Below are 16,150 nucleotides of genomic sequence, written 5' to 3'. Positions count from 1 at the left end.
TGATATACAGATAAGTCCTGATTACGATGGCCCTACTGCAGATCGCCGAACCCGGCCAAAGTCCTCAACCGCACCAGCGTCGTCTGGCTGTGGGGATCGACTTGGGCACTACCAATTCGCTGGTCGCTGCATTGCGCAGTGGTCTTTCCGAGCCTCTGGCCGACGCTGACGGGCAGGTCATCCTGCCGTCCGCCGTGCGCTATCACGCCGATCGCGTGGAAGTGGGCGAATCCGCCAAGCTGTCCGCCGCTACCGATCCCTTGAACACCGTGCTGTCGGTCAAGCGCTTGATGGGTCGTGGTCTGTCCGACGTCAAGCAATTGGGCGACCAACTGCCGTACCGCTTTGTCGGCGGCGAGTCGCACATGCCGTTCATCGACACCGTGCAAGGCCCGAAAAGCCCGGTCGAAGTCTCCGCCGAAATCCTCAAGGTGCTGCGTCAGCGCGCCGAGGCGACGTTGGGTGGTGAATTGGTCGGTGCGGTGATCACCGTTCCGGCCTATTTCGACGATGCTCAACGTCAAGCCACCAAGGATGCGGCCAAACTGGCCGGTCTGAACGTGCTGCGTCTGCTCAATGAGCCGACCGCTGCCGCTGTGGCTTACGGTCTGGATCAACACGCCGAAGGCCTGGTCGCTATTTATGATCTGGGCGGTGGTACCTTCGATATTTCGATTCTGCGCCTGACTGGCGGTGTGTTTGAGGTTTTGGCTACCGGTGGCGACAGCGCCCTGGGCGGCGACGACTTCGACCACGCCATCGCTGGCTGGATCATCGAGAGCGCCGGTTTGTCCGCCGACCTCGATCCGGGCGCGCAACGTCATCTGCTACAAGCTGCGTGTGCAGCAAAAGAAGCGCTGACCACCGTCGCGACCGTTGAAGTTGCTTATGGTGACTGGAAAGCCCAACTGACTCGCGAAGCCTTCGATGCGCTGATCGAGCCAATGGTTGCTCGCAGCCTGAAAGCTTGCCGTCGCGCCGTACGTGATTCCGGCATCGAGCTGGAAGAAGTGCATGCCGTGGTCATGGTCGGTGGTTCGACTCGCGTGCCTCGGGTTCGTGATGCTGTTGCCGAAGCCTTTGGTCGCCAGCCGTTGACTGAAATCGATCCGGATCAAGTGGTGGCCATCGGTGCCGCGATCCAGGCCGATACCTTGGCGGGCAACAAGCGCGATGGCGGCGAACTGCTGCTGCTCGACGTGATTCCGTTGTCCCTGGGGCTGGAAACCATGGGCGGCCTGATGGAGAAGGTGATTCCGCGTAACACCACCATCCCCGTCGCTCGCGCTCAGGACTTCACCACCTATAAAGATGGCCAGTCGGCCATGGCGATCCACGTTTTGCAGGGCGAGCGCGAGCTGATCAGCGACTGCCGCTCCCTGGCGCGCTTCGAATTGCGCGGCATTCCGGCGATGGTGGCCGGTGCGGCGAAGATTCGCGTGACCTTCCAGGTCGATGCCGACGGTCTGCTCAGCGTCGCGGCACGCGAACTGGGTTCGGGCGTCGAAGCCAGCATCCAGGTCAAGCCGTGCTACGGCCTGACCGACGGCGAAATCACCAAGATGCTCAAGGATTCGTTCGAGTACGCCAACGACGACAAAGTCGCCCGCGTGCTGCGTGAGCAGCAAGTCGATGCCCAGCGCCTGATCGAAGCGGTGCAGGGCGCCATTGATGTCGACGGCGAGCGCCTGCTCGACGCCGAAGAGCGCATGGTCATCGAGTTGCAGATGCAGGAATTGACCGAATTGATGAAAGGCACCGATGGTTTCGCCATCGAGCAGCAGACCAAGCGTCTGTCGCAAGTGACCGACGCCTTTGCTGCCCGCCGCCTGGACTCGACGGTGAAAGCCGCGCTGGCGGGGCGCAACCTGAATGAAATCGAGGAATAACTGATGCCGCAGATCATTTTTCTGCCTCACGCCGAGCATTGCCCGGACGGAATGGTTGTCGAGGCTGAAACCGGTAAGTCCATTCTCGAAGTGGCCCATGACAACCATATCGAGATGGAAAGTGCCTGTGGCGGCGTTTGCGCCTGTACCACCTGTCACTGCATCATTCGCGAAGGTTTCAACTCGCTCGAAGACGCTGATGAGCTGGAAGAAGACTTTCTGGATCGGGCCTGGGGCCTGGAGCCGCAATCTCGTCTAGGCTGTCAGGCGATCGTCGGGACTGAAGACCTGACCGTTGAAATTCCGAAATACTCGCTCAACCATGCAGCCGAAGCGCCGCACTGATTCAAGGAAGTGACATGAGTCTGAAATGGGTTGATGTGCTGGAAATCGCGATCCAACTGGCTGAATCCAAGCCGGATACGGACCCGCGTTACGTGAACTTCGTCGATCTGCACAAATGGGTGCTGGCATTGCCGGAGTTCAGTGATGATCCGACCCGCGGTGGCGAGAAGGTGCTTGAAGCCATTCAGGCCGCCTGGATCGAAGAAGCAGACTGAGTCTGCACCGTATGCAGTTAGGCAATACCCAAGAACCCGCGTATAATTCGCGGGTTTAATTTTTCACAAATTACCGTTTCTGGAGTTACACCATGGCTGTTCAACGTACTTTCTCCATCATCAAGCCTGACGCTGTTGCAAAAAACGTTATCGGCGAGATCACCACTCGTTTCGAAAAAGCCGGCCTGAAGGTTGTAGCTTCGAAACTGAAGCAACTGTCCAAAGCCGAAGCTGAAGGCTTCTACGCTGAGCACAGCGCTCGCGGTTTCTTCAGCGACCTGGTTGCTTTCATGATCTCCGGTCCAGTTGTCGTTCAGGTTCTGGAAGGCGAAAACGCTATCGCTCTGAACCGTGAGCTGATGGGCGCTACCAACCCTAAAGAAGCTGCTGCCGGCACCATCCGCGCTGACTTCGCTGATTCGATCGACGCCAACGCTGTACACGGTTCGGACTCCGAAGCCGCTGCTGCTCGCGAAATCTCGTACTTCTTCGCAGCTACTGAAGTAACCACTCGCTAAGCATTGGCTTATGAGTGAAGGTGAATCCATGACTACATCGACTGTAAAAACTAACCTGCTGGGTCTGACTCAGCTGGAAATGGAAAAATTCTTCGACTCAATCGGGGAGAAGCGTTTCCGTGCCGGTCAGGTAATGAAATGGATTCACCACCTTGGCGTCGATGATTTCGACGCCATGACGAACGTCAGCAAAGCCTTGCGCGACAAGCTCAAGGTGATTGCTGAAGTTCGCGGTCCTGAAGTCGTCAGCGAGGACATTTCCACCGATGGCACCCGTAAGTGGGTGGTGCGTGTGGCGTCCGGCAGCTGCGTCGAGACCGTCTACATTCCCCAGGGCAAGCGCGGCACTTTGTGCGTTTCGTCCCAGGCAGGCTGTGCCCTGGATTGCAGTTTCTGCTCCACCGGCAAGCAAGGTTTCAACAGCAACCTCACCGCCGCCGAAGTCATCGGCCAGGTGTGGATTGCCAATAAATCGTTTGGCAGCATCCCGGCGACCGCCGACCGTGCCATCACCAACGTGGTGATGATGGGCATGGGTGAGCCGCTGCTGAACTTCGACAACGTCGTGGCCGCCATGCATCTGATGATGGATGACCTGGGCTACGGGATCTCCAAGCGCCGCGTAACCCTGTCCACGTCGGGCGTGGTGCCGATGATCGATGAGCTGTCCAAGCACATCGACGTATCCCTGGCGTTGTCGCTGCACGCACCAAATGACGCATTGCGTAACCAATTGGTGCCGATCAACAAGAAATATCCGCTTAAGATGCTGCTCGAATCTTGCCAGCGCTACATGGCGACCTTGGGCGAGAAGCGTGTGTTGACCATTGAGTACACCATGCTCAAGGACATCAACGACAAGGTTGAGCACGCGGTCGAGATGATCGAGTTGCTCAAGAATGTACCGTGCAAGATCAACCTGATTCCGTTTAACCCGTTCCCGCATTCCGGCTATGAGCGTCCAAGCAACAACGCCATTCGCCGTTTCCAGGATCAGCTTCACCATGCCGGCTTCAATGTCACCGTACGCACCACCCGTGGTGAAGACATCGATGCTGCGTGTGGCCAATTGGTAGGACAGGTGCTGGATCGCACCCGTCGCAGCGAACGTTATATCGCGGTGCGTGAATTGAGCGCCGAAAACGATCTGGCGCAAAACGCAGCGAACAATAACTAAGAGAGGATCTCTATGTCCCTGCGCTTTGCGCTGCTTGTGCTGTTGGCCAGCCTCTGTGCTGGTTGTGTCCTGTCGGGCGATTTCAACCCGATGAAGACCAGCAAGGGCCGCGATGAAGCGCGTGTCGCCTACGTGCAACTGGGGCTGGGGTACTTGCAGCAAGGGATGACCGAGCGAGCGAAGGTGCCATTGAAAAAGGCCCTGGACTTGGATGATTCCGACCCTGACGCCAACGCGGCGTTGGGTCTGGTGTTCCAGGCCGAGATGGAGCCGGAACTGGCCGACCAGCATTTCCGCAAGGCGCTGTCCTCCCGTCCCGGCGATGCACGCATCCTGAACAACTACGGCAGTTTTCTGTACGAAGAGAAACGTTACAAGGAAGCCTACGAGCGCTTTGAGCAGGCCGCCGCCGATACCCTGTATCCTGAGCGTTCGCGGGTGTTCGAGAACCTTGGCATGACCGCTTCGAAGCTCGGCCAGCGTGATCTGGCCCAGCAGCAACTGGAAAAAGCCCTGCGTTTGAACCGCCAACAACCACGCGCATTGCTGGAAATGGCTGAGTTGTCTTACGAAGACAGGCATTATGTGCCCGCGCGTGACTATTACGACCGTTTTAGCCTGCTCACCGAACAAAATGCACGTAGTCTATTGCTCGGCGTTCGGCTGGCAAAAGTGTTTGAAGATCGCGACAAGGCCGCCAGTTTTGGCCTGCAATTAAAACGACTCTATCCCGGTACGCCGGAATATCAGCAATACCTGTCGGAGCAATGATGAAAGCGGCGCATCCCGAAGTTGTAGCAGCGAATCGCGTTAACCCCGGTGAGACATTGCGCCAGGCCCGCGAAAGCAATGGCTGGTCGCTGGCCGAAGTGGCCCTCAAGCTCAACCTCACCGTCAATTCCCTGGGTAATCTGGAAGCCGGCGCTTTCGACAAGCTGCCAGGGCATACCTTCGCTCGCGGTTACATTCGCGCGTACGCCAAATTACTCGGCATGGACCAGACCGTTCTGGTTCAGCAATTCGACCAATCCACCGGCACCGACTCCCAGGGCAGCAACGTCCACAGCCTGGGTCGTATCGAAGAGCCGGTTCGGGTTTCCCACACCATTTTGCGAATTGTCAGCCTGCTGTTGCTGATCGCGGTGATTGGCGGTGGTTTTGTCTGGTGGCAGGATCAAACCTCACTGCGCACCAAGGACCTGGCCACCCTGGCCCCGGAACACGTTGAAGTCGAAGGCGCCGACGGCACCACCCAGATCCATCCGCTGGACGAGCCGGAAGACCAGGCTGTCGCGGAAGGTCAGACTGAAGCTGGGGCCGCGCTTGCGTTGCCGCAGTCCGAGACGTCGACTGAAGCATCGGCCGAAGCTGAAGCCGCCGCACCTGCTCCAGCACCTGTCGCCCCGGCGGCAACGCCTGCGGCACCGGTTCATAACGCCGCTCCAGTGGTCGCCACGCCAACTGCGCCAGCGCCAGCCGTTCCGGCGCCGACCGTGGCTGCTCCGGCTGCCCCAGTTGCTGCTGCCCCGGCCGCCGCTGCTCCAGTGGCCGGTCAAGGCCAGGTTCAACTGTTGTTCACCGCTGATTGCTGGACGCAAGTGACTGATGGCTCCGGCAAAGTGCTGTTGAGCGGTCTCAAGCGCAAAGGCGAAAACATTTCCGTCAGCGGCAAGCCGCCGTTTGCCGTGCGTCTGGGCTTCGCCCGTGGCGCGCAGGTCAGCTACAACGGTCAGGTGGTTGATGTCGCTCCGTTCACCAGTGGCGAGACTGCTCGCCTGAAGTTGGGTCAATAAGTCATGCACGGCGAATCTCCAATCAAACGTCGCGAATCCCGCAAGATCTGGGTCGGTAACGTGCCTGTTGGCGGCGATGCGCCTATCGCTGTGCAGAGCATGACCAACAGCGACACCAATGACGTGGCCGCCACCGTGGCCCAGATCAATCGCCTGGAAGCTGCTGGCGTCGATATCGTGCGCATTTCCGTGCCGGACATGGACGCCGCCGAGGCTTTCGGCAAGATCAAGCAATTGGTCAAGGTGCCGTTGGTTGCCGACATCCACTTCGACTACAAGATCGCGTTGCGCGTAGCCGAGCTGGGCGTTGACTGCCTGCGCATCAACCCGGGCAACATCGGTCGCGAAGACCGCGTGCGTGCGGTGGTCGATGCCGCCCGTGACCGCGGGATTCCGATCCGCATCGGCGTGAACGCTGGTTCCCTGGAAAAAGACCTGCAAAAGAAATACGGCGAGCCGACCCCGGCCGCACTGGTCGAGTCGGCCCTGCGTCACGTCGAACACCTGGAACGCCTGAATTTCAAGGACTTCAAGGTCAGCGTGAAGGCTTCAGACGTGTTCATGGCCGTCGCCGCCTACCGCTTGCTGGCCAAGGAAATCGTCCAGCCGCTGCACTTGGGCATCACCGAAGCTGGTGGTTTGCGTTCAGGCACGGTGAAATCCGCCGTGGGCCTCGGTATGCTGCTCGCCGAAGGGATTGGCGATACTATTCGCATCTCGTTGGCGGCTGACCCGGTCGAGGAAGTGAAAGTCGGCTACGACATTCTCAAATCCCTGCACTTGCGTTCCCGTGGCATCAACTTCATCGCCTGCCCGAGCTGCTCGCGGCAGAACTTCGATGTGGTCAAGACCATGAACGAGCTGGAAGGGCGCCTTGAAGACCTGCTGGTGCCGCTGGATGTCGCGGTCATCGGTTGCGTGGTCAACGGGCCGGGCGAAGCCAAGGAAGCCCATATCGGCTTGACCGGCGGCACGCCAAACCTGATTTACATCGACGGCAAACCGGCGCAGAAACTGACGAATGACAATCTGGTGGATGAGCTTGAACGCTTGATCCGCCAGAAAGCGGCCGAAAAGGTCGAAGCCGACGCAGCTGTAATCGCTCGCGGCTGATCAAACGAATTTAAGGATTTTTTGTGAGCAAGTCTCTGCAAGCCATTCGTGGCATGAACGACATCCTGCCCGAGCAAACGCCCCTGTGGCGTCATTTCGAGGGCACCGTCTCGCGTTTGCTGGATAACTACGGTTACAAGCAGATCCGCATGCCGATCGTCGAGTTCACCGAGCTGTTCAAGCGCTCCATCGGTGAAGTGACCGACATCGTCGAAAAAGAGATGTACACCTTCGACGACCGCAACGGCGACTCCCTGACCCTGCGCCCTGAAGGCACGGCGGCGTGCGTGCGTGCGGTGCTCGAACACGGCATCACCGGCGGCGGCCAGGTGCAGAAGCTTTGGTACATCGGCCCAATGTTCCGCCACGAACGTCCACAGAAAGGTCGTTATCGCCAGTTCCACCAGATCGGTTGCGAAGTCTTCAACCTTGATGGTCCGGACATCGACGCCGAATTGATCGTGCTGACCTGGCGCCTGTGGGGCGAACTGGGCATCCGTGATGCGGTCAAGCTCGAGCTCAACAGCCTGGGCACCGCTGAGTCCCGCGGTCGTTATCGCGAAGCCCTGGTCGAGTTCCTGTCGGCGCACCTGGACAAGCTTGACGAAGACAGCCAGCGCCGTCTGAAGACCAACCCGCTGCGGGTTCTGGACACCAAGAACGCCGACACTCAAGCGGTCCTGGTCGACGCGCCGAAAATGGCCGACTACCTCGACGACGAATCTCGCGTGCACTTCGAGGGCCTCAAGGCTCGCCTCGACGCTGCCGGCATTCCTTACGTGATCAACCCGAAGCTGGTTCGCGGGCTGGATTACTACAGCAAGACCGTTTTCGAATGGGTCACCGACAAATTGGGCGCCCAAGGCACCGTGTGTGCCGGTGGTCGTTACGACGGTCTGGTGGAGCAGATGGGCGGCAAGCCGACCCCGGGCGTTGGTTTCGCCATGGGCATCGAGCGCCTGGTGTTGCTGCTGGAAACCCTGGAGCAGATCCCGCAAGAGATCTCCCGTCAGGTCGACGTCTACCTCTGCGCCTTCGGTGAAGCCGCCGAGCTGGCCGGTCTGACATTGAGTGAACGTGTTCGTGACCAGTTGCCCAACCTGCGCCTGCAAGTCAATGCCGGCGCCGGCAGTTTCAAAAGCCAGTTCAAGAAAGCCGACAAGAGCGGTGCGCTGTATGCGCTGATCCTCGGTGACGACGAGATGGCCCAGCAAGTGGTAGGTTTCAAACCCTTGCGTGGCCAGGGCGAACAACAAAGCATTGCCTGGGATGCGCTCGCTGCACACCTGGCCACCTGCGTCGTGCAGGGTTGAAGCTGTCAAACAGCCGATTTAGCGATTAAGGAGTATTGGGGTGTCGAGTAACGAAGACGAACAACTGGCGGATTTGAAGGACTGGTGGACACGCAATGGCAAGCCCCTGGTTACTGGCGGCCTGTTGGCGCTGGTCATCGTGTTCGGCTGGCAGGCCTATCACAAGTATCAGAGCAATCAGTCGCAAGGCGCCTCGATTCTCTATCAGCAATTGCTGGAAACCACGCTGACGCCCGATGGCAAGCCTGACGCAGCCCGTGTTGCGGACCTGGCCGGCAAGCTCAACAGCGAGTTCGGCGGTTCTGCCTACGCGCAATACGGCAGCCTGTTCGTGGCGAAAGTCGCGGTCGACAGCGGCAAGCTGGACGACGCAGCCAGCGAGCTGAAAGCCATTACCGCTAAACCGGCCAACCCGGCGCTGGGCGAAATCGCCCGTCAGCGTCTGGCGCAGGTGCTGGCGGCGCAGAACAAGGTCGAGGATGCCCTGAAACTGCTTGAAGGCGATGCCGACAAGTCGTTCCTGGCCACTCGCGAAGAACTCAAGGGCGATCTGCTGGTGCAGTTGGGTCGTACCGACGAAGCGAACACGGCGTATCAAAAAGCCAAGGCAGCACTGTCGGATGAAGCGGCAGTCGGCGGCCTACAAATCAAGCTGGACGACCTGGCCAAAGGGGATGCGTGACGTGATCCGTTGGAAACATGCAGCATTGCTGGCTCTGGCCGTTTTGGCCGCGGGTTGCAGCAGCAACAGCAAAAAAGAATTGCCGCCGGCCGAGCTGGTCGACTTCAAAGAAGAAGTGGTCCTGCACAAGCAATGGAGTCGTTCGATCGGTGACGGTCAGGGCGAAACCTACAACATGCTGGTGCCGGCGATCGATGGCGATACCATCTATGCCGCTGACGTCACGGGTGAAGTCGTGGCGATGGATCGCAGCAATGGCGACGTCAAATGGAAGAAAGATCTCGACCTGCCTGTTTCCGGCGCCGTTGGCGTAGGTTACGGTCTGCTCACGATCGGTACGCTCAAGGGTGAAATCGTTGCCCTGGACGCGACCAACGGCGAAGAGAAATGGCGCGCTCGCGTGACCAGCGAAGTCCTCGCACCGCCGGCCAACAACGGCGACGTTGTGGTGGTTCAGACTCAGGACGATCGTCTGATCGGCCTGGATGCGGCTACCGGCACCCAGCGCTGGTTGTATGACAGCACGCCGGCCGTCCTGACCCTGCGCGGCACCAGTGCGCCAATCGTCACCAACCGCCTTGCGGTGGCTGGCCTGTCGACTGGTAAAGTGGTTGCTCTCGACATTTCCAACGGCGTGCCGGTGTGGGAACAACGGGTTGCGATCCCACAGGGTCGTTCGGAACTGGAGCGCGTGGTCGACATCGACGGCGGTCTGCTGCTGTCCGGCGAAACACTGTACGTTGCCAGCTACCAGGGTCGCGTTGCGGCACTGGACCTGCAAAGCGGTCGTCAGCTCTGGCAGCGTGATGCTTCCAGCTATGCCGGCGTCGCCCAGGGTTTCGGCAGCGTTTACGTGAGCCTGTCCTCGGGCACCGTTGAAGGCGTCGACGAACGTTCCACCACAGCCTTGTGGAGCAACGATTCGCTGGCTCGCCGTCAACTGTCGGCTCCGGAAGTGTTCTCCAGCTACGTTGCAGTCGGCGACATGGAAGGCTACCTGCACCTGCTGAGCCAGGTGGACGGTCGCTTCGTCGGCCGCGAACGCATCGACAGCGACGGCCTGCGCGCACGTCCGCTGGTGGTGGGTGACACGATTTATGTATATGGCAACAGTGGCAAACTGGAAGCCCTGACCATTAAGTAAAGATTTGACTATGCTTGGGGTTTAACCCCCAGGCGGCCTTGTTCTGCAAGGCTTGCGGCGCCTTCAAGCGCTGCCCCGAGCACCAGCCGCTGCCTCGCAGCGGCTTTTGTATTTTCTGAAATAACGAAGTGGAGAGCCGCATGGTTCCCGTAATCGCCCTGGTGGGCCGACCGAACGTCGGCAAGTCCACCTTGTTCAACCGCCTGACCAGGACTCGCGACGCCATCGTCGGCGACTTGTCCGGTCTGACCCGTGATCGCCAATACGGTGAGGCCAAGTGGCAAGGGCGTTCCTACATTCTGGTCGACACCGGCGGTATCTCCGGTGACGAGCACGGTATGGACGAAAAAATGGCCGAGCAGTCGCTGCTGGCCATTGAAGAAGCCGATGTCGTTCTGTTCCTGGTAGATGCCAAGGCCGGTTTCACCGCCGCCGACCAGATGATCGCCGAGCATTTGCGCAAACGTAACAAGCGTTCTTACGTGGTTGCCAACAAGGTCGACAACATCGACCCTGAAATGGCCCGCGCAGAATTCGCTCCGTTGGGCATGGGCCACGCGATTCCGATCGCCGGTGCACATGGTCGCGGCATCACCCAGATGCTGGAAATCGCCCTGAGCGCCTTCCCGAAAGACGATGACGAGCTGGAAGAAGGCGAGGAAGAGATCGTTGCCGAAGGCGAGGAAGCCAAGCGCATTCCTGGCCCAAGCGAAAAAGACGGGATCAAGATCGCCATCATCGGTCGCCCGAACGTCGGCAAGTCGACCCTGGTCAACCGCATGCTCGGTGAAGACCGTGTCATCGTTTATGACGAGCCCGGCACCACCCGCGACAGTATCTACATCCCGTTCGAGCGTAACGACGAGAAGTACACGCTGATCGACACCGCTGGTGTGCGCAAGCGCGGCAAGATCCACGAAGAAGTTGAAAAATTCTCCGTGGTCAAAACCCTGCAAGCGATCAAAGACGCCAACGTAGTGATCTTCGTGATGGACGCCCGCGAAGGCGTCGTCGACCACGACCTCAACCTGCTGGGCTTCGCCATTGAGTCGGGTCGTGCGCTGGTGATCGCGATCAACAAGTGGGACGGCATGACGCCGAGCGAGCGCGACTTCGTGAAAGTCGAGCTGCAACGTCGCCTGTTCTTCGTTGACTACGCCGACATCCACTTCATCTCGGCCCTGCACGGCACGGGCGTGGGCAACCTCTACGCCTCCGTACAGAACTCGTTCAAGTCTGCGGTCACTCGCTGGCCAACCAACCGCCTGACCACCATTCTGGAAGATGCGGTGGGTGAGCACGCGCCGCCGATGGTCAACAACCGTCGGATCAAGCTGCGTTATGCCCACTTGGGTGGCGCCAACCCGCCGATCATCGTCATTCACGGTAACCAGATCGAGAAGGTGCCGAAGTCTTACGTGCGCTATCTGGAAAACACTTACCGTCGTGTCTTGAAGCTGGTCGGTACGCCGATCCGCATCGAGTTCAAGGGCGGCGAGAACCCGTACGAAGGCAACAAGACCTCGCTCACCGACCGTCAGGTCAACAAGAAGCGTCGGATGATGTCGCACCACAAGAAAGCCGACAAGAAGCGCCGCGACAAGCGCTGATTCAGGTGAGTACCTGATCGTTCCCACGCTCCGCGTGGGAATGCATCTCGTGACGCTCTGCCTCACATACGCGTTGGACGCAGAGCGTCCATGGCTGCATTCCCACGCAGAGCGTGGGAACGATCAATATAGAGAGGGCGCCCAATGGGCGCCCTTTTTTTATGGGCGCCGTATGGGCTATCCTCGGGCTCTCCCGCGCCGCCGTTAGAGCCGGGTGTAGAGCAGGGAACCACCGATGATCACCAGTAAGCTGCCGAATGTCGGCATCACTATCTTCACTCAGATGTCTCAGCTCGCGGCGCAAACCGGGGCGATCAACCTGTCCCAGGGGTTTCCCGATTTCGATGCCCCCAAGGCGTTGTGCGATGCGGTCGGCCGACACATTGCCAGTGGCCACAACCAGTATTCGCCCATGACCGGCCTGCCGGCATTGCGGCAGCAGATTTCGGCGAAGATCGCTCGCAGCTACGGCGTCAGCGTGGATGCCGATCATGAAGTGACGGTCACGCCCGGCGCCACTCAAGCGATCTTCTGTGCGATTCAGGCGGTTATCCACAGCGGCGACGAAGTGATCGTCTTCGATCCGTGCTACGACAGTTACGAGCCGTCGGTGCAGCTGGCCGGTGGCCGCTGCGTCCACGTGCAGCTCGGGCTGAATGATTTCTCCATCGACTTCCAGAAACTGGCTGAGGCGATTACGCCGCGCACGCGGATGATCGTGCTCAACGCGCCGCACAACCCAAGTGGCGCACTGATCAGTCGTGCCGAGCTGGATCAGTTGGCGGATTTGATTCGCGATCGCGACATCTACCTCGTCAGCGATGAAGTCTACGAACACCTGGTGTTCGACGGCGTACCTCACGTTAGTGTGCTGAATCACGAAGAGCTGTATCAGCGCGCATTCGTGGTCAGCTCCTTCGGCAAGACTTACCACGTCACCGGCTGGAAAACCGGTTATGTAGTCGCTCCGCCGGCCCTCACGGCGGAGCTGCGCAAGGTGCACCAATACGTCAGCTTCTGCGGCGTAACCCCGCTGCAATTTGCCTTGGCCGACTTCATGGCCGAGCACCCTGAACACGTCGAAGAACTGCCAGGCTTTTATCAGGCCAAGCGCGATCTGTTCTGCGATCTGCTGGCACCTTCGCGGTTCAGTTTGACCCGTGTCACTGGCACCTATTTCCAACTGGTCGATTATTCGCAGATCCGCCCGGACCTCAACGACGTCGAGATGGCGCTGTGGATGACCCGCGAGCACGGCGTGGCGAGCATCCCGATCTCGGTGTTCTACCAGAACCCACCCGAAGGCCAGCGCCTGGTGCGCTTGTGCTTCGCCAAACGCGAGGAGACCCTGCGTGAAGCAGCGGAAAAACTATGCGTGATCTGAGTGCATTGCCCAACCTGAACATCGCGCTGATCCAGACCACCCTGGCCTGGCACGACCGCCAGGCCAACCTCGAGCATTTCGAGCAGTTGCTGGAACAGGCACGCGGCGCGGACCTGATTATCCTGCCGGAAATGTTTACCACCGGGTTTTCCATGGAGTCCGAGACGCTCGCCGAATCAGAAAACGGCCCTTCCAGTAAATGGCTGCGAGCTCAGGCTGCGAAGCTTGATGCCGTGATCACCGGCAGCGTCATTGTCCAGGCCGCCGATGGCAGCCACCGCAATCGCCTGCTCTGGGCGCGGCCGGACGGGGAGGTGCTGCATTACGACAAGCGCCACCTGTTCCGCATGGCCGGCGAGCACAACCACTACACCCCCGGCGAGCGCCAGGTGCAGTTCGAACTCAAAGGCTGGCGGATTCGGCCGCTGATTTGCTACGACCTGCGCTTCCCGGTCTGGAGTCGTGATGCCCAGGACACCGATCTGCTGCTGTACACCGCCAACTGGCCGGGCGCGCGGCGTCAGCACTGGAACCGTTTACTGCCGGCCCGGGCCATCGAAAACCTCTGCTATGTGGCGGCGGTGAACCGGATTGGTACTGACGGCAAAGGCTTTGCGTATACCGGTGACAGCCAGGTGCTGGATTTCCAGGGTGAGACATTGCTCAGCGCAGGCGAAGCGGACGGGGTGTTTCAGGTGGTGCTGGATGCGGCGGAACTGGCGGCCTATCGCACGCGGTTTCCGGCGAATCTGGATGCGGATACCTTCGAATTCACCTAACCGATCGTAACCGATCGTTCCCACGCTCTGCGTGGGAATGCCTCAAGGGACGCTCCGCGTTCCAGCTCCCGAATGGGACGCGGAGCGTCCCGGGCTGCATTTCCACGCGGAGCGTGGGAACGATCAGCGTGGGAACGATCAACAAAAAAGGCCCCAAGGTTTTCACCTTGGGGCCTTTTGCATTTTAGCGAACGTTTACGCCGCTTCTTTTGCTTCCGGCTGGCTCAACGAGCGGTTCAATGCGCTGAACAGTGCCTTGAAGCTCGCCGTGGTGATGTTTTCATCAATGCCCACGCCGTGCACCGCACGCTGACCTTCAACACGCAACTCGATGTAGGCCGCCGCCTTGGCATTGGTGCCCGCGCCGATGGCGTGTTCGTTGTAGTCCATGATTTCCACCGCAATCGGCAGGCCGGCCACCAAGGCTTCCAGGGCACCGTTGCCCTTGCCGCGCCAGTGCAGGTTGGTTTCGCCCTGGCCTTTGCCCGAGACTTCCACTTCCACCGAGCTGTTGCCGTTCTCTTCCTGCAAGCGATGGCTGACCAGCGCGTACGGGGTGTTGGCCTGCAAGTACTCGCTGTGCAGCAGCGCGTGGATTTGCTGAGCCGTCATTTCCAGGCCGAGGCGATCGGTTTCACGCTGTACAACCTGGCTGAACTCGATCTGCATGCGGCGCGGCAAGCTGATGCCGTATTCCTGTTCCAGCAGGTAAGCGATACCGCCCTTGCCCGACTGGCTGTTGACGCGGATGACCGCCTCGTAGCTGCGGCCGATGTCGGCCGGGTCGATCGGCAGGTACGGCACTTCCCACAGGGTGTCCGGTTTCTGCTGGGAGAAGCCCTTGCGGATGGCGTCCTGGTGCGAGCCGGAGAACGCGGTGTGAACCAGGTCGCCGACGTACGGGTGGCGCGGGTGTACCTGGATCTGGTTGCACTCTTCGACGACTTTGCGCACGCCGTCGATGTCGGAGAAGTCCAGCTCAGGGTGAATGCCCTGGGTGTAGAGGTTCAACGCCACGGTCACCAGATCGACGTTACCGGTGCGCTCGCCGTTGCCGAACAGGCAGCCTTCGACACGGTCGGCGCCGGCCATCAGGCCCAGCTCGGTAGCGGCCACGCCAGTGCCACGGTCGTTGTGGGTGTGCAGGCTGATGATCACGCTGTCACGACGGTTGATGTGACGGCCGAACCATTCGATCTGGTCGGCGTAGATGTTCGGGGTCGCGCATTCGACGGTGGCGGGCAGGTTGAGGATCACCTTGTGCTCAGGCGTCGGGTTCCAGACTTCGATCACTGCATCGCACACTTCTTTGGCGAACTCGAGCTCAGTGGCGCTGAAGGTTTCCGGCGAGTATTCGAAGGTCCACTCGGTGTCCGGCTGCTGGGCGGCGTATTTGACGAACAGCTTGGCAGCGTTCACGGCAATGGCCTTGATCCCGTCCTTGTCCTGGTTGAAGACAATGCGGCGGAAAGAAGGGGAGGTCGCGTTGTACAGGTGAACAATGGCTTTCTTCGCCCCGCGCAGGGATTCGAAGGTGCGCTCGATCAAGTCTTCACGGCCCTGGGTCAGCACCTGAATGGTGGTGTCGTCCGGGATGTGGCCGTCTTCGATCAGGGTACGCACGAAGTCGAAGTCGGTTTGCGAAGCCGCCGGGAACGAGGCTTCGATTTCTTTCACGCCGACCTGCACCAGGGTTTTCCAGAAACGCAGCTTTTTCACCGCGTCCATTGGCTCGATCAGCGACTGGTTACCGTCGCGAAGGTCCGAGCTGCACCAGATCGGCGCGGCGGTAATGGTCTTCGACGGCCAGGTGCGGTCCGGGATATCAATGGTCGGGAACGCGCGGTATTTCGAAGACGGGTCTTTGAGCATGCTCATCGGGAAATCCTTATTGTGTGGGCCGAAAAAAGGCGGCCTGCCGGTGGATCAAAAGTGTTTGGGAAAACGTGTAAGGCGAGGCACCGCGATTCAGCCTGGCAGTCGTGCACTGACGAGGCACAGGCTGCGGTGCTGGCGAAGCTGAATGAGGGTGTGAGAGGTTTTCATGTCTTCAACCCTAACCGCCGGGATTGAGGTTGGCAAGCAGTCGAAAAAAATTGAGAGGAATACTCGAAAAGCGGGGTTTGGCGAGATTTTATTGCTGGGATGTGGCGCGATTATCTTGATGTTTGCGTGAGGTTTGGATGGC

Annotated in this window: 15 protein-coding genes; 14 read left to right on the top strand and 1 reads right to left on the bottom strand. The window is 59.6% G+C overall.

Annotation, left to right across the window (positions count from 1 at the left end; all coding sequences use genetic code 11):
- Positions 1-26: 26 nt before the first annotated feature.
- The 14 genes from hscA to ACA071_RS25505 all read left to right on the top strand — a co-directional run bounded on the left by hscA (position 27) and on the right by ACA071_RS25505 (position 13,962).
- On the top strand, positions 27-1,889 hold the full coding sequence (gene hscA / locus ACA071_RS25570) for a Fe-S protein assembly chaperone HscA (RefSeq protein ID WP_497641664.1): 1,863 nt from the start codon (positions 27-29) through the stop codon (positions 1,887-1,889).
- A gap of 3 nt (positions 1,890-1,892) precedes the next feature.
- Positions 1,893-2,234, top strand: coding sequence for an ISC system 2Fe-2S type ferredoxin (gene fdx, locus ACA071_RS25565; RefSeq protein ID WP_497641663.1), 342 nt, complete (start codon positions 1,893-1,895; stop codon positions 2,232-2,234).
- 14 nt (positions 2,235-2,248) lie between these two features.
- Positions 2,249-2,449 carry a Fe-S cluster assembly protein IscX gene (gene iscX / locus ACA071_RS25560; protein WP_282375258.1) on the top strand — a complete coding sequence of 67 codons (201 nt, stop codon included), beginning with the start codon at positions 2,249-2,251 and terminating at the stop codon, positions 2,447-2,449.
- Positions 2,450-2,541: 92 nt separating this feature from the next.
- The gene (ndk, locus tag ACA071_RS25555; RefSeq protein WP_497641662.1) at positions 2,542-2,967 is read left to right on the top strand and encodes a nucleoside-diphosphate kinase; all 426 of its coding nucleotides are present in this window, start codon (positions 2,542-2,544) and stop codon (positions 2,965-2,967) included.
- 28 nt (positions 2,968-2,995) lie between these two features.
- Entirely contained in the window at positions 2,996-4,144 is a 1,149-nt protein-coding gene (rlmN, locus tag ACA071_RS25550) for a dual-specificity RNA methyltransferase RlmN (protein WP_169373238.1), read from the top strand.
- A gap of 12 nt (positions 4,145-4,156) precedes the next feature.
- On the top strand, positions 4,157-4,915 hold the full coding sequence (gene pilW / locus ACA071_RS25545) for a type IV pilus biogenesis/stability protein PilW (protein WP_149658076.1): 759 nt from the start codon (positions 4,157-4,159) through the stop codon (positions 4,913-4,915).
- A complete protein-coding gene (locus tag ACA071_RS25540) occupies positions 4,915-5,937 on the top strand; it encodes a RodZ domain-containing protein (protein ID WP_497641661.1) in 1,023 nt (340 codons plus the stop codon). Before pilW ends, ACA071_RS25540 begins: the two co-directional genes overlap by 1 nt.
- A gap of 3 nt (positions 5,938-5,940) precedes the next feature.
- Positions 5,941-7,050: a flavodoxin-dependent (E)-4-hydroxy-3-methylbut-2-enyl-diphosphate synthase gene (gene ispG, locus ACA071_RS25535; protein WP_133840204.1), complete on the top strand. Its 1,110-nt coding sequence runs from the start codon at positions 5,941-5,943 to the stop codon at positions 7,048-7,050.
- Positions 7,051-7,073: 23 nt separating this feature from the next.
- Positions 7,074-8,363 (top strand): histidine--tRNA ligase, encoded by a 1,290-nt coding sequence (gene hisS / locus ACA071_RS25530; protein WP_497641660.1) that lies wholly within the window; start codon positions 7,074-7,076, stop codon positions 8,361-8,363.
- Positions 8,364-8,403: 40 nt separating this feature from the next.
- The gene (locus tag ACA071_RS25525) at positions 8,404-9,045 is read left to right on the top strand and encodes a tetratricopeptide repeat protein (protein WP_497641659.1); all 642 of its coding nucleotides are present in this window, start codon (positions 8,404-8,406) and stop codon (positions 9,043-9,045) included.
- Positions 9,038-10,189 carry an outer membrane protein assembly factor BamB gene (gene bamB, locus ACA071_RS25520; RefSeq protein ID WP_497641658.1) on the top strand — a complete coding sequence of 384 codons (1,152 nt, stop codon included), beginning with the start codon at positions 9,038-9,040 and terminating at the stop codon, positions 10,187-10,189. The genes ACA071_RS25525 and bamB overlap by 8 nt, the downstream gene beginning before the upstream one ends.
- A gap of 140 nt (positions 10,190-10,329) precedes the next feature.
- Entirely contained in the window at positions 10,330-11,799 is a 1,470-nt protein-coding gene (der, locus tag ACA071_RS25515; protein ID WP_497641657.1) for a ribosome biogenesis GTPase Der, read from the top strand.
- Between the two features lie 235 nt (positions 11,800-12,034).
- Complete coding sequence (locus tag ACA071_RS25510) at positions 12,035-13,183, top strand: pyridoxal phosphate-dependent aminotransferase (RefSeq protein ID WP_497641656.1); 1,149 nt, start codon at positions 12,035-12,037, stop codon at positions 13,181-13,183.
- Positions 13,171-13,962, top strand: a complete 792-nt coding sequence (locus ACA071_RS25505; protein WP_497641655.1) for an amidohydrolase — start codon at positions 13,171-13,173, stop codon at positions 13,960-13,962. The genes ACA071_RS25510 and ACA071_RS25505 overlap by 13 nt, the downstream gene beginning before the upstream one ends.
- 195 nt (positions 13,963-14,157) lie before the next feature.
- On the opposite strand, the gene leuA is transcribed toward ACA071_RS25505, so the two are convergent.
- Positions 14,158-15,840: a 2-isopropylmalate synthase gene (leuA, locus tag ACA071_RS25500; RefSeq protein WP_497641654.1), complete on the bottom strand. Its 1,683-nt coding sequence runs from the start codon at positions 15,838-15,840 to the stop codon at positions 14,158-14,160.
- Between the last annotated feature and the right edge of the window lie 310 nt (positions 15,841-16,150).

The sequence above is a fragment of the Pseudomonas sp. LBUM1646 genome (genome assembly GCF_059716165.1).
The sequence above is the reverse complement of the archived record's forward strand: the minus strand, read 5'-3'. Positions and strand labels throughout refer to the sequence as shown.

What these genes read in the sequence shown, in the direction of transcription:
- hscA (WP_497641664.1), top strand. Translation starts at nt 27, where the DNA reads ATGGCCCTACTGCAGATCGCCGAACCCGGCCAAAGTCCTCAACCGCAC.
- fdx (WP_497641663.1), top strand. Translation starts at nt 1,893, where the DNA reads ATGCCGCAGATCATTTTTCTGCCTCACGCCGAGCATTGCCCGGACGGA.
- iscX (WP_282375258.1), top strand. Translation starts at nt 2,249, where the DNA reads ATGAGTCTGAAATGGGTTGATGTGCTGGAAATCGCGATCCAACTGGCT.
- ndk (WP_497641662.1), top strand. Translation starts at nt 2,542, where the DNA reads ATGGCTGTTCAACGTACTTTCTCCATCATCAAGCCTGACGCTGTTGCA.
- rlmN (WP_169373238.1), top strand. Translation starts at nt 2,996, where the DNA reads ATGACTACATCGACTGTAAAAACTAACCTGCTGGGTCTGACTCAGCTG.
- pilW (WP_149658076.1), top strand. Translation starts at nt 4,157, where the DNA reads ATGTCCCTGCGCTTTGCGCTGCTTGTGCTGTTGGCCAGCCTCTGTGCT.
- ACA071_RS25540 (WP_497641661.1), top strand. Translation starts at nt 4,915, where the DNA reads ATGAAAGCGGCGCATCCCGAAGTTGTAGCAGCGAATCGCGTTAACCCC.
- ispG (WP_133840204.1), top strand. Translation starts at nt 5,941, where the DNA reads ATGCACGGCGAATCTCCAATCAAACGTCGCGAATCCCGCAAGATCTGG.
- bamB (WP_497641658.1), top strand. Translation starts at nt 9,038, where the DNA reads ATGCGTGACGTGATCCGTTGGAAACATGCAGCATTGCTGGCTCTGGCC.
- der (WP_497641657.1), top strand. Translation starts at nt 10,330, where the DNA reads ATGGTTCCCGTAATCGCCCTGGTGGGCCGACCGAACGTCGGCAAGTCC.
- ACA071_RS25510 (WP_497641656.1), top strand. Translation starts at nt 12,035, where the DNA reads ATGATCACCAGTAAGCTGCCGAATGTCGGCATCACTATCTTCACTCAG.
- ACA071_RS25505 (WP_497641655.1), top strand. Translation starts at nt 13,171, where the DNA reads ATGCGTGATCTGAGTGCATTGCCCAACCTGAACATCGCGCTGATCCAG.
- leuA (WP_497641654.1), bottom strand. Translation starts at nt 15,840, where the DNA reads ATGAGCATGCTCAAAGACCCGTCTTCGAAATACCGCGCGTTCCCGACC.